The 13756-nt window shown below is 33.1% G+C and carries 8 protein-coding genes and 3 tRNA genes; 6 read left to right on the top strand and 5 right to left on the bottom strand.

Translation table 11 applies throughout. The features are described 5' to 3' along the window. Positions 1-93: 93 nt before the first annotated feature. The gene (locus DFR66_RS02920; RefSeq protein ID WP_114753345.1) at positions 94-1599 is read right to left on the bottom strand and encodes an OmpP1/FadL family transporter; all 1506 of its coding nucleotides are present in this window, start codon (positions 1597-1599) and stop codon (positions 94-96) included. Between the two features lie 56 nt (positions 1600-1655). Further along, on the bottom strand, positions 1656-2672 hold the full coding sequence (locus DFR66_RS02915; protein WP_114753344.1) for a hypothetical protein: 1017 nt from the start codon (positions 2670-2672) through the stop codon (positions 1656-1658). A gap of 100 nt (positions 2673-2772) precedes the next feature. Between DFR66_RS02915 and proS the strand changes: the two genes are divergently transcribed. From proS to rpsT, 5 genes are all read left to right on the top strand, one after another. Next, entirely contained in the window at positions 2773-4251 is a 1479-nt protein-coding gene (gene proS, locus DFR66_RS02910) for a proline--tRNA ligase (protein ID WP_114753343.1), read from the top strand. A gap of 78 nt (positions 4252-4329) precedes the next feature. Then, positions 4330-4401, top strand: a tRNA-Glu gene (locus DFR66_RS02905). 47 nt (positions 4402-4448) lie between these two features. Continuing rightward, positions 4449-4520 (top strand) — tRNA-Glu (locus tag DFR66_RS02900). 38 nt (positions 4521-4558) lie between these two features. After that, positions 4559-4630 (top strand) — tRNA-Glu (locus tag DFR66_RS02895). A 157-nt stretch (positions 4631-4787) separates the two neighbouring features. Next, positions 4788-5039, top strand: coding sequence for a 30S ribosomal protein S20 (gene rpsT / locus DFR66_RS02890; protein ID WP_073371796.1), 252 nt, complete (start codon positions 4788-4790; stop codon positions 5037-5039). Positions 5040-5109: 70 nt separating this feature from the next. Here the strand turns inward: rpsT and DFR66_RS02885 are convergent, their stop codons facing one another. Both DFR66_RS02885 and DFR66_RS02880 read right to left on the bottom strand, forming a co-directional pair. After that, positions 5110-5514, bottom strand: a complete 405-nt coding sequence (locus tag DFR66_RS02885; RefSeq protein ID WP_114753342.1) for a response regulator — start codon at positions 5512-5514, stop codon at positions 5110-5112. Then, positions 5514-7229, bottom strand: a complete 1716-nt coding sequence (locus tag DFR66_RS02880) for a PAS domain-containing sensor histidine kinase (RefSeq protein ID WP_114753341.1) — start codon at positions 7227-7229, stop codon at positions 5514-5516. The genes DFR66_RS02885 and DFR66_RS02880 overlap by 1 nt, the downstream gene beginning before the upstream one ends. 173 nt (positions 7230-7402) lie before the next feature. Here DFR66_RS02880 and typA point away from each other — a divergent pair, with 173 nt between their 5' ends. Further along, positions 7403-9199 (top strand): translational GTPase TypA, encoded by a 1797-nt coding sequence (gene typA / locus DFR66_RS02875; protein ID WP_114753340.1) that lies wholly within the window; start codon positions 7403-7405, stop codon positions 9197-9199. Between the two features lie 170 nt (positions 9200-9369). Here the strand turns inward: typA and DFR66_RS02870 are convergent, their stop codons facing one another. Further along, positions 9370-13734 (bottom strand): T9SS type B sorting domain-containing protein, encoded by a 4365-nt coding sequence (locus tag DFR66_RS02870; protein WP_114753339.1) that lies wholly within the window; start codon positions 13732-13734, stop codon positions 9370-9372. Between the last annotated feature and the right edge of the window lie 22 nt (positions 13735-13756).

Genomic DNA, 13756 nt, shown 5'->3' with positions numbered 1-13756 from the left:
TTCTCCCGACACTTCGGGACAATCATGGCTAAAAAAAAATCCGTTTAGTCTAAAAAATAGCGAAACGGATTTTAAATTATATTTTTTGATGAGCTATAATTCAAATAGTAATGTAACTGAAACATTATTGTTTATGGCATCAACACTTGCACCATCTGTAAATCCTTGATTAAAAAATCCTTGTTGTGAATTTCGTTTTGCATACGAGTACGCTAAATCTACTTTGGTTGAACCAAAATTATACCCTAAACCTGCAGAAAATCCAGTTAAGTCTCCTATCGTTGTTTTGTTTTTATATGGACTTTGCTCAAAACGGTATCCACCTCGTAAGCTTAATGCGTCTATTTTGTACTCAGCACCTAATCTTAATTCGCTTGTAGTGTCTAATATCGAATTCATATCACTGTTTAGACTATTAAAATAAGGGTCGTTTACAGGCTTAAATTGAGTGTTGCTGTAATCCTTAATAGCGTAATCAACACTTATTAAACCAGATTTTCCAAAAATATAGGCAAAACTTCCAGTAAGTTTACTTGGAGTTTGTAATTTATATGGTTCGTAAATATTAATTACTTGCGGGTCTACATCATCAGGTTCTAATTCTCCACCAGTATTAGCACTTACAGCAATTAAACTTTGTGATAGTTCGTCTGTCAATTTATACCAAGTCGAAGATTCATACGCTAATCCCAAGCGAACTTCATTTGTCAATTTTGCAATGGCTCCCACTTGAAACGAGAATCCTGTTCCGTAAGTGTTTAAGTCATTATTGAATATCAATCTTGAAACAGTGTAATTATTTGTTAAGGGTGCATTATTATCCTCATAAAAACTTGTTGATCTTTGATAATCTGTAAAATGGGAATTTAAGTTCAACCCAATGTACAATTTATCTTTGTAAGAAGTGGCTGCGTTGAATACTAACTTTCCGTTATAGCCAGTGCTGTAAACAGAGTTTTCTTGGTAATAATTCCCTCCTGATGGAACATTTGAAGAATATTGTGTGTTATTTGAATTATTCTCATCAACTGGGTTAATTATAAAGCCTTCGTAACCTAAAAAAGCTTGTTGTCCTCCGTAATCTAAGTCCTCAAAATTTGAATTTTGTATCACATTCAAAGGAATCCCATTGGCATAACTTAAAAAATAATTAGCTATTGAATTGTTTGGATTGGTTCCTGCAGCATATAATCCATTATTAAAATTATTGGTATTTTCATAATTGATACCCAGTGAAACTTTTTTCCAATTGCTGTTTGTGCTTTTGTTATTAAAGACAAAAACAGCTCCGGCTTGATTCAAATCAAAAGAGTTATTTTTTTCGTTATTTGTACTGCCAAAATAATTAGAATTATTTTTTGTGCCAAAATTACTTAGGGTCAGAGTCATTTGGTTATTTGTAAATATAGCAGAACCCGCAGGATTTACATTTAGCGAGGATAAATCACCTCCAAGAGCACCAAAAGCACCACTCATAGCTCTAAAACGAGCTGTTCCATTTAGGTTATCTTGTGCGTAGCGCATCGCGTCCGATATTTCTTGTGATTGTGCAACGCTTACAGTGAAGCCTAAAGCTAATAAATATATGTATTTTTTCATTTTTAATTTGTAGGTTTTAGTTTAATGTCAAAATAGGAATGTTTATAAATTAATTATTATCCTCTACCACCTCTTCCGCCACCTCCAGATGATCTTCCTCCGCCACCATAATTCCCTGAACTATTTGAGCTAGGACTGTATGATCTTGAATTGTTGTCGTTTCTTGTACTTGGAGAATATGATCTTTCAGATCTGCTGTTATCACTGCGTGTGCTATTCATATTAGATCTTCTACCAGATGAATTATTGGAATTGTTTTGATATTGACCTTGATTTCTTGAAAATGTTGGACCAGTTCTGTTGAATCCGTTTGTACCACTTCTCCTAAAATCATTATTCGTATTTCCTCTGTAATCTAAATTAGTTCTACGATTAACTGTATTAGTTTGGTTTCTAGAGTAATTTGCTGAACTTCGGGTATTGTAATTTCTATTACTACTTGTATTGTTGGCATAAGAAGAACCTCTTCTACTTGGGTTGTAAGAATAGATTCTGTTATTATTAGGGTGTCCCCAATTGTTGCCATACCAGTTATTCCATCCCCAATTATTCCAGCCAAAACCGCCATTCCAACCCCAGTTATTCCAACCCCAATTGTTCATTCCCCATCCAAAACCGCCATTCCAACCCCAGTTGTTTCCATACCAATTGTTCATTCCCCAACCAAAACCGCCATTCCAGCCCCAGTTGTTTCCATACCAATTATTCATTCCCCATCCATTGTCGTAAATGTTTACGCTTACAGTTTGCGGATTACTGCCCCATCCTGGATAATTGTTGTAGTCTAAGCTGTCGTTATCTATGTTATAATCATTGTAATTGTCTACATCTGTAAAAATTTCTACAGATTGGTTGTTGTTATTTTTCAAGGACCCAAAATAGTCTTTGTAGTAGTTATTTGGAGCATTTTGCGTCTCTACTTCTACAGCTCTTCTTGGAGCGTTACCATATATTCCGTCAGAATCATAGTAAGAACTGTTTTGATAGGAGCCACAGGATGTCAACAGAATGCTCAAAAGTCCAACAAAGTAATATATTGTTGGGTTTCGAAAGGAAAGAGTACTAGTTTTCATATATATGGAGTTTTTATTGTTGCACATTACAAAAATAGTTAGTTTTGCTAAACTATTTACTTAAAATTATTAATGCAAAATTTGTGCCAAATTATTCAACATGAGTAAGAACTTAACTACAAGATCAGAAGATTATTCAAAATGGTATAACGAATTGGTTGTCAAAGCCGATTTAGCCGAAAATTCAGGAGTTAGAGGCTGTATGGTTATCAAACCTTACGGATATGCAATATGGGAAAAAATGCAAGCTGAATTGGATCGAATGTTCAAAGAGACAGGTCATCAAAACGCCTACTTTCCGTTATTTGTTCCTAAAAGCATGTTTGAGGCTGAAGAGAAAAATGCGGAAGGATTTGCAAAAGAATGTGCAATTGTAACTCATTATAGATTAAAAAATGACCCGGACAAACCAGGAAAATTAATGGTTGATCCTAATGCAAAATTAGAAGAGGAATTAATTGTTCGTCCTACAAGTGAAGCAATTATTTGGTCTACTTACAAAGGATGGGTACAATCGTACAGGGATTTACCATTGTTAATTAATCAATGGGCCAATGTTGTGCGTTGGGAAATGAGGACCAGATTATTTTTGCGAACAGCAGAGTTTTTATGGCAAGAAGGGCATACTGCTCATGCAACAAAAGCAGAAGCAGTTGAAGAATCAGAAAAGATGATGAATGTATATGCTGATTTTGCTGAGAATTTTATGGCAATTCCAGTTATAAAAGGGGTTAAAACTGAAACAGAACGTTTTGCTGGAGCTGAGGAGACATTTTGTATCGAAGCTTTAATGCAAGATGGAAAAGCTTTACAAGCTGGTACGTCACACTTTTTAGGCCAGAATTTTGCTAAAGCGTTTGATGTTAAATTTGCAAATGCCGAAGGAAAGCAAGAATATGTTTGGGGAACTTCTTGGGGTGTTTCTACTCGTTTAATGGGAGCATTAGTAATGACGCATTCAGACGATCAGGGATTGGTATTGCCTCCAAGTTTAGCACCTATTCAGGTAGTAATTGTTCCTATTTATAAAACGGATGAGCAATTAGCAGCTATAACGGCCGAAGTAAACGTTTTGATAGCTACTTTAAGAAAATTACATATTTCGGTGAAATTTGATGACAGAACCACTCAGAAACCTGGTTTTAAATTTGCTGAATGGGAATTAAAAGGAGTGCCTGTTCGAATTGCTGTGGGTCCAAAAGATTTAGAAAATGGAACTTTTGAGGTGGCAAGAAGAGATACTTTGACAAAAGAAGTGGTTTCTAAAAATGTAATTACTACTTATATTGGTGATTTATTAGAGCAAATTCAAAAAGAATTATTTGAAAAAGCGTTAAAATATAGGAATGCTCATATTACTGAAGTAAATAGTTTTGAAGAGTTTAAAGAAGTTTTAGATACTAAAGGAGGGTTTGTTTCAGCACATTGGGATGGAACTGCTGCAACTGAAGAGAGGATTAAGGACTTAACTAAAGCTACAATCAGATGTATTCCTTTAGATAGGGTTGAAGAAGCGGGAAGTTGTGTGTTTACAGGGGAAAGCTCAGTGGGTAGAGTGTTATTTGCGAAGGCGTATTAAAAAAAAATATTTTTTTTTGCATGTACTATTGTACGTTTCAAAAATAGTTGTATTTTTGCATCCGCATTAGAGAAGCAGGGCCCGTTCGTCTATCGGTTAGGACGCATGGTTTTCATCCATGTAAGAGCGGTTCGATTCCGCTACGGGCTACTTTTTTTATTGCATGTTAAAGTTTTCCTGAACTTAGAAGGAAAAATGGCCCGTTCGTCTATCGGTTAGGACGCATGGTTTTCATCCATGTAAGAGCGGTTCGATTCCGCTACGGGCTACAATTTCAATTTATATTGATAAAAACTTAGGGGATAATGGTCCGTTCGTCTAGGGGTTAGGACGCCAAGATTTCGTCTTGGTAACAGGGGTTCGATTCCCTTACGGACTACAATTAGTTGTAAATAAGTTTTGTAAAACAGAGGTTGGTGTCTCCAATCATTGTTTTATTAGTTAAAACCAAAGTGATTGATTAACAATTGTGGGAGGTTTTTCTTTTTTAACTAATAGTTTATAACAATTATTACATTTAAAAAAAAAACAATAAAATGGCAAATCATAAATCAGCTCTAAAGAGAATTAGAAGTAACGAAAAGAGAAGAGTATTAAATAGATACCAACACAAAACTACTCGTAACGCTATCAAGGCCTTGAGAATAGCTACTGATAAAGCAGATGCTACATCTAAATTGTCAAGCGTGATATCTATGATTGATAAATTAGCAAAGAAGAATATCATTCATGATAATAAAGCTTCTAATTTAAAATCTAAATTGACTAAGCACGTTGCTAAATTGTAATTAATACAATTCTAAGATACAAAAAAAGCCCTTATTTTAAGGGCTTTTTTTTGTATTTAATATTTTTTATTTATTCCATCTTGTTATTAAGATATTCAAGCATTGAACGGGTAATTGGCTTAGATAAGAAGTCAATTACCATTGGGTATTGTTTTGCTTTTTCTAAGTCTTCAGGATCTATAGTGGATGAAAGAACAACGACTTTTATAGTTTTAAATTCTGAAAATTCAGGACTATTAAAATAGTCTAAAAATTCCCATCCTCCCATTACGGGCATGTTTAAATCCAAAAAAATTAATTGAGGATGTTCTATAGGTTTGTCTTTGACGTGTCTTATAGTATTGAAGTAGCTTAGTGCCTCCTCGCCATTTTGAGCAGTAATTATTTCATTAGAAAATGATGATTTGACTATTACTTTTTTGCAAAGCATAAGCGTTATTGGGTCGTCATCGATGCATAAAATTTGATCTAACATTATAGTTTATTTTTAAATGTTAATGTAAATGTAGTTCCTTTATTTACTTCGCTTTCAATTTCGATTGTGCCGCCCATTGTTTCAACTTGTGATTTTACTAAATAAAGACCAAGTCCTTTGCTGTCAGGGTAATTATGAAAACGTTGATAAAGACCAAATACTTTATCTCTATTTCTTTTTAAATCGATACCAATTCCGTTGTCTTTAAATATTAATTCAACATTATCGCCAATTTCACGGTTGGTTACAGTTATTTTTAGCTTTCTGTTTTCGGATTTATATTTTATTGCATTTGTTAAAAGATTTAATAATATACTTTCGAAATAAGCTTTATTGATATTAATGTTTGTATTTTTTTCGAAATTAAGATTTATGATTGGTTTGTATAATTCAATTTGAAAATTTAGTTGGTTTAAAACATTTTCAAAAACTTCTTTTATTTGAACATTTTCTTTTTGAATCGAAGGATTGTCTTTAATGATTATAACTTTTGCCAAATCATTAATAGTTTCGTTTAATAAATGAGTAGATTTATTAAAACCATTTAAGATTTCGTTTAATTCTTGATTTTCAACAGGTATGTCTTCTAGTAGATTAAGTAATCCTGTTAAATTTGATAATGGAGCTCTGAGATTGTGGGAGGTAATGTACGAGAATTGCTTTAAGTCTTTATTGTTTTGTGTTAATTCTCTAATAAGTTGTTCTTTTTCTTTTTCTTGCTTTTTTTCATCAGTTATGTCTCTTTGTATGGAAATCCAGTGCGAAAGTTCATTTTCAGAATTATAAATTGGAATCATTGAGAAGCGAACCCAGTATTCTTCTCTTTTTTTGTTTATGCTAATAGTTTCTATTAGACATTCTTGTTTGTTTTTAATAGAGTCAAGAAGTTTTTTTAGTTCGTTAATATCAGAATTTGGACTATTGAAGGGATCTGCTGGTTTTCCGGAAATTTCTTCAAATTCATATCCTGACATTGAAGAAAAAGCTGGATTGGCATAAATAACGTTAGGAATTTTATCGTCAAGAGAGTTGGCTTCGGTAATGATAATTGAGTCCTTTGATTGGGTAAATACGGTTTCTAGTAATTTAAGTCTTTGTTCTTCTTCTTTTTGTTTTGTTATGTCTTGTATGGCACCAATCATCCTGATAGCTCTTCCATTTTCATCTTTTAAGAGAAAGCCTCTGTCTAAAACGTATTTATAGGAGTTGTCAGCGCATTTAAAACGGTATTGATCTTGCCAGTTTTCTGTTTTTTGTTCTATAAAAGAGTAAAGTCTAATAGACATTTTAATGCTGTCTTCGGGGTGAATTTTATCAAACCACCATTTAGAACTACTGCCTACTTGATCTTGAGTGTAACCAAAAACATTTTCAATTCCTTTATTCCAAGAAAGGTTGTCTTCTTGTATTTTCCAGTCCCAAATAGTATCGCTTGTTGCTTTTGCTACGATGTCGTATTTTTCATTCGACTCCTTGATTTCGTTATTTGTATTTTTAAGTTTTTCGAAAATGGAGATATTTCGGTTATCGTTTTTTAATAAGACAAGTCTAAAAACTATTCCTGTCAAAAATATAAATATGATATCTTTTGTAAAGGTGTAAAGCTGATGATTTGAATCAGAAATATATTGTAATAATAATTTATGACTAACAATAGCTACAAACAATGAAATTAGAATGTAGATGATGATTACTTGATTGGTTTTGCTTTTCATTACTCAAATATAATTAATTATTGCGGAATTATTAAAGAACATTTGTAACTTATTTTTTAAGATTTTTATAATGGTCTATTTTTGTGTCTAATGGGTTAAGAATATGTAAACTATTACATAAATATTTTTTATATCAAAATAAAGTGTACCTTTGCACCCATTAAAAATCACAGATGGAATCTATTAGAAACATTGCAATTATTGCCCACGTCGATCACGGTAAAACAACTTTGGTTGATAAAATTATGTATCACTGTCAGTTATTTCGTGATAACGAAAATACTGGTGACTTAATCCTTGATAACAACGACTTAGAGCGCGAAAGAGGTATTACCATTACTTCAAAGAATGTTTCTGTAGTTTACAAAGGAACAAAAATTAACATTATTGATACTCCTGGTCACGCCGATTTTGGAGGAGAAGTAGAGCGTGTATTGAACATGGCGGATGGAGTTTGTCTACTTGTAGATGCTTTTGAAGGTCCAATGCCTCAAACTCGTTTTGTATTACAAAAAGCTATTGACTTAGGTCTTAAACCTTGTGTAGTTATCAATAAAGTCGATAAAGAAAACTGTACTCCTGAAGAAGTTCATGAAAAAGTTTTTGACTTAATGTTTGAATTAGGTGCTGAAGAGTGGCAATTGGATTTTCCAACTGTTTACGGTTCTGCTAAAAATAACTGGATGTCTGACCATTGGGAAAACGTAACTGATAATGTGGAAGCATTGTTAGATATGGTTATTGAAAATGTACCAGCTCCTAAAGTTTCTGAAGGAACTCCACAAATGTTGATTACATCTTTAGATTTCTCAGCATTTACAGGTCGTATCGCTATCGGTCGTCTTGAAAGAGGTGTTTTGAACGAAGGTATGCCAATCTCATTAGTAAAAAGAGACGGTACTGTATTTAAATCTAGAATTAAAGAACTTCATACTTTTGAAGGTCTTGGTCGTAAAAAAGTTCAACAAGTAATTGCTGGAGATATTTGTGCAATTATTGGTGTTGAAGGATTTGAAATTGGAGATACTATCGCTGATTTTGAAAATCCAGAAGCTTTAGCAACTATTGATATTGATGAGCCTACGATGAGTATGTTGTTTACAATTAATGACTCTCCTTTCTTTGGTAAAGAGGGTAAATTTGTAACTTCTCGTCATATTAGAGACCGTTTAACAAAAGAATTAGAGAAAAACTTAGCAATGAAATTGGGTGAAACTGATTCTGCTGATAAGTTTATGGTTTTTGGTCGTGGTGTACTTCACTTGTCTGTTCTTATTGAAACAATGAGAAGAGAAGGGTATGAGTTACAAATCGGTCAGCCACAAGTTATCATCAAAGAAATTGATGGTAAAAAATGTGAACCAATTGAAGAGTTAACAATCGACTTACCTGAGAATCTTTCAGGAAGAGCGGTAGAGTTCGTTACTATGCGTAAAGGTGAAATGCTGAGTATGGAAACTAAGGGTGAACGTATGATTGTAAAATTTAATATCCCATCACGTGGTATTATTGGATTGCGTAATCAATTGCTTACTGCTACTGCTGGTGAGGCTATTATGGCACACCGTTTTATAGGATATGAGCCTTACAAAGGAGAGATTGCTGGACGTAACAAAGGTTCATTGATTTCTATGGAAAAAGGAAAAGCAATTCCTTATTCTATCGATAAATTACAAGATCGTGGTAAGTTTTTTGTTGAGCCTAATGCTGAAATTTACGAAGGTCAAGTTATTGGAGAAAACTCTCGTGGTGATGATATGTGTGTAAACGTAACGAAAGAGAAAAAACAATCTAACGTTCGTTCTTCTGGAAATGATGAAAAAGCTAGAATCATTCCTCCAATTATTTTCTCATTAGAGGAAGCTTTAGAATACATTCAAAAAGATGAGTATGTTGAGGTTACACCAAAATCTATTCGTTTGAGAAAAATATATTTGACAGAAACAGATAGAAAAAGATTTAAAATCTAATTCTATTTTTTATAAAATTGAAAGCCATTCGTTGATTCGAATGGCTTTTTTTATGAGAATTTAATTTGAAGCTTGTGTATTTTGCCGCAATTAATAGTTTTTAATATTTGATAAATGTCAGAATTCGTTCGAAATAAATTTTAGAAGGAGCTTATGGCATTTTGATTCTATTATCTTTTTAAACTGAAATGTCCTTTTACCTCTCTGCCATCAACTAATTTTATAGAGTACCAATAATCATCTGCTGATAATGGCTGTCCCAAAAATGTACCATCCCATCCTTGGCTAGAAGGAACAATTTGTTTTAAAAGTTTACCGTAACGATCAAAAATATAAATAATTGAATTTTTATTGAAATTTTCATTCACTCCTTTAACATTCCAATAGTCATTATATCCATCTCCATTAGGAGTGAAAAATTTTGGAATACCAATTACCGCAATTGTTTTGCTTACCGTCCCACAACCATTTTTATCATTAATGTAGATTTCATGAATTCCAGCAGTTACATTATCAAAGAAATTAGAATCTTGAAAAGGCCCTGAAGGTGCATCTAAACTATATTGATATTTTCCTTTTCCAGTTACATTTACTGTAATTGAATTTACATCTGATAAATCAACAATTAAAATGTTTGTAATTTGTGCAATATCAGATGCGGTGACTTTTATATTTCTAATTCTACTACAACCGGCAAGGGAACTAACTTCTACGGTATAATTACCTTCTGTGTTAACATTTAATGTTGAATTTGTTTCAGAAGTTAAAATTACATTGTCTTTTGTCCAAACATAAGTATAGTCAGTACTTGGAGTTCCATCTTGAATGCCTGCATCCAATGTCACAAAAAAAGTAGGTAAGTTAGAGCATACTAATTCATTTTCATCAGAATCTGCGTTGGTATCAATATTTGGTTTTGGATTTACGGTTAATGTAATTCTAGGACTCAAACCATAACAAGCATTGTCGACAGTACTTTCGACGCGTACCCATATTTTTTGTTCATTTGGATATCCCTCATTTCTATAGTTTGAAGTATTTGTTATTTCATCACTCTCGGATAGTGCATCTGGTTCATTTTTGTAATACTTAATGGAGTATGGTATTGTTGAGGCTGGTAGAATAGCTTCTATTTCGGCAGTAACACTACTAAAATCAAATGTTGCGATGCCATCAGTGTCATTATTAGCTGCTCCTAAGTCATCACAAATAGAAAACGAACGAGAGAATGAAGCTGGAATTTTAGTTGTAGAAACTATTAATGTTATTTCAGCGATACTATTACAACCATTTTCATTTTCTATGTTGGCCCAAACCTTCATATTTCCTGAAACTGTATTTCTAAAAGCTGTTGGATTGGGGATTAATAGAGATGAATCTCTCTTTTCAGCACCAGCTAGTGAAGTGTAATAAGTAAATGTTTCTGCAGCTGCATTTGAAGAAATTTCATTATTTTTAATCGTTAAATTAAAATCTGAGAAACCATCGGTATCATCATCACATTGTACAATTGTGATAGGACTCACTACTGGTAATGCATAAATTGTCAAAGTTGTTTCTGAAGAAATTAAGCCACATGAATTTCCATTTTTTTCTAGTTTGACTCTGTATTTATTACCATTCATTTCGTTTTTTACTCTTGTTATTAGCAATGTATTGGTTTTTCCTCCTGAATAAGTTGAACCATCTATAATATCAGTCCAAATTCCGCTGGTTAAAAGTTGCCATTGATAAGTGTTTCCTCCGTTATCTACTAACGTAATTTCGGCGTTTTGTAATTCGCATGTAGAAGCAACCGCGGGCTGTTTTGATATTATAATTGGTGCTGAAATTAAATAATCCGGATTGGGTATTGTATACGGAGCCCCAATGACAAGGCCTTTTGAATCTACAGATATTGGTGAATTTCCAAATTTTCCATCATTGTCGGGGTCTGAAAATCCCGCTTCATTGACATCATTACAAAGGTCGTTATCACTGTCCAGATCTCGATAATTTCTTATTCCATCAGTATCTGTATCAACTCCCGTTTCCTCTAAATCTAGAATTCCGTCGTTATCACTATCTAAATCTAGATAATCGTATATGCCATCATTATCATTATCATAAGGGATAAATCCTGGTTCGAACGCATTGTCTAGCCCGTTATTATTAGTGTCTGAATTTGAAAAGTTAACTGAAATATTTTGTTGCGCTTCAATTGTATCTGAAATACCATCGTTGTCGCTATCTGTGTCTAACTGGTCGGGATTTCCATCACCATCAGAATCTTTGGGAACACAAGTAGCAAAAAACTTTAAAGTAGCTTTATTTGAAATGTCATCAGATAAATTTTTGTGTGTAAAACTAATCGCATTTGTTAAGTGTGTTAAAAATTTAAATGTTCCAGTTCCTGCCGCTAAAGCAGTTGTACTGTTTAATCGAAATCGTATTTCAAAGGATGAATATTGTGTTATACCACTTTCATAAATCCCATCATAATTAGTGTCAATCAGTAATTGATTGTTTGGATTGAGGACGGTTATGGTTTTGTCAATATCAGAAATTACAATAAACTCGGCATTTGCATTCAATAAATCAGTAGGATTTGCAGTAGAAGTGTATTCAACTCCTACGCTCATTGGTCTGGCAAAATTCAGTTTATAAGTTACACTATTCCCCTTACCAGCAGGAACTTCGGTAATAAAACTACCGTTAGTATTTCCCGTAAATGTTCCCATTGGCAATCCAGTTCCGAAGGTTGTAACAGTTCCGGTAAAGGAATTGGAGTAACTTCCTACTGATATAGTGCCTGTTGTAGGATTTAAAAGATTTAAATTTTGATCGCCATAGGATTCAGTACAATTAGTAATTCCATCATTATCCAAGTCAATATCAATGTTGTTGTTGCTTCCGTCATTGTCTGAATCTAATGGACAATTGCTTACAGGAATTTTATCCGAGAAAATGGGGTCGGTATTCGAACAACTCGTTATAGTTCCTTTTACCTGATAATATCCCGGTTGTATGGGTTTGTATGAATTTGAATTTGCCCCGTTAATTGGTTCGTCATTGAAATACCATTGAAAAGTATCATATGAAGATAAGGTGCTGATTTTTAATACTACATTTGGTATACAAGCTGAATTAGTAGCTGTAATTTTATCAGTTACAATTTCTGGTTTAGTATCAAAGCCTGAATAATAACCGCCATAAGTTGCTGCACCATTTGTTCCAAAATAGGATACATATACTTGTTTTGTAGATTTTACAGCAATATTTCCAGCCTGATTAAAAAGGGTGTATCTCACGTAATTAGTATTTCCAGTTACAGGAATAGCATCGGTTGCATTTATTGGGCTTCCATTTATAGTAACGGTCGCATTCGTTTCTGTAACAATATTTAATCCGCCATTGTATAGTGTATTACCAATAGATTGAATTGCTGGAATATTGTCAACAATATTAGGAGTAGCACAATTTAGAGGAGGAACAAAAAATAAATTTTGATTTGCAGGTGTAGCATTACCTCCAATACTTTGATAAGCCGATACATTTTTGGAAGTGGAAACGTATAAATTACCGTCTATAAACTGACCTCCATCAAGAACAGTATACTGTCCTTTACTTAAAGTGGCAATTTCAACTGTAGAATCATTAATAAAAATTTTCGTATCATCTTCATTTGCAATTAATAAAACCCGTTCTAATTCATTAGTCCCAAGTCCTTTTACAAATATATATTCCATGCCAGTTTTTTCTGTTGGAACGATTTGATCAAAACCTACATCTCTTCCAGGTACATTTCCTTGCGCATTAAGAATTGAACTGTTACTACCTCCAAAAGAACCGGAATTAACTACTACAGGTTTATCTGATTCTACAAGAGCGCCAATCATTTTAGAACTATTGGAAATAGTATTACTTGTATTTTCTAATGCTAATACATAACTTTCATTTTTATTCAAAGTAACTTCAAATGGTCCAGATATAATATTACCATTTAATAGTATTGTTCCAGTTTCTATATTTGAAATGGTAACTTTGGTATTATTTTCTGTTGATAAAATCGAAGCAAAATTTAATACATTTGGGTCAAAAAGAGGATTAAGCATTGCACCTAATCTAAATTCTTTTCCTAAGGCGCTGTTTCCTTTTGAGACTAATCCACCCGCATGATTATAGGAATTATTAAAAGTTGAAAATCCAGCATTAACTCGAACACTTACATAAATTAAATCCTCGGCTTCTACTATAAATCCTTTAGTTGTTACAATTCCAGTATTAGTTTTTGGAATGAATAATTGTGTATCAGTTCCTTGTCCTATACTATAAATGTATGGATCTGTATTTTTTACAACACCTGAAGTAATACTTCCATCGTTAGCTAAAATTTTGAAATTAACATTTGATGTACTTGGTGTGGATATATATAAATATTGATCCCCGGCTAAATTTGTAGCACAAGTCAATGGCGGAATATAGTGTGTTTTGCTAAACTGCGAGTAACAACTTATGGAAAAAAGAGTAATGAGTAAAAGTAATGTTTTTTTCATGGGCTAAAAATAGCAAAATTTT

This window comes from Flavobacterium glaciei (genome assembly GCF_003350545.1).
GTDB classification, from domain to species: Bacteria; Bacteroidota; Bacteroidia; order Flavobacteriales; family Flavobacteriaceae; genus Flavobacterium; species Flavobacterium glaciei.
The sequence above is the reverse complement of the archived record's forward strand: the minus strand, read 5'-3'. Positions and strand labels throughout refer to the sequence as shown.

What these genes read in the sequence shown, in the direction of transcription:
- DFR66_RS02885 (WP_114753342.1), bottom strand. Translation starts at nt 5,514, where the DNA reads ATGTTAGATCAAATTTTATGCATCGATGACGACCCAATAACGCTTATG.
- proS (WP_114753343.1), top strand. Translation starts at nt 2,773, where the DNA reads ATGAGTAAGAACTTAACTACAAGATCAGAAGATTATTCAAAATGGTAT.
- DFR66_RS02915 (WP_114753344.1), bottom strand. Translation starts at nt 2,672, where the DNA reads ATGAAAACTAGTACTCTTTCCTTTCGAAACCCAACAATATATTACTTT.
- DFR66_RS02920 (WP_114753345.1), bottom strand. Translation starts at nt 1,599, where the DNA reads ATGAAAAAATACATATATTTATTAGCTTTAGGCTTCACTGTAAGCGTT.
- typA (WP_114753340.1), top strand. Translation starts at nt 7,403, where the DNA reads ATGGAATCTATTAGAAACATTGCAATTATTGCCCACGTCGATCACGGT.
- DFR66_RS02870 (WP_114753339.1), bottom strand. Translation starts at nt 13,734, where the DNA reads ATGAAAAAAACATTACTTTTACTCATTACTCTTTTTTCCATAAGTTGT.
- rpsT (WP_073371796.1), top strand. Translation starts at nt 4,788, where the DNA reads ATGGCAAATCATAAATCAGCTCTAAAGAGAATTAGAAGTAACGAAAAG.
- DFR66_RS02880 (WP_114753341.1), bottom strand. Translation starts at nt 7,229, where the DNA reads ATGAAAAGCAAAACCAATCAAGTAATCATCATCTACATTCTAATTTCA.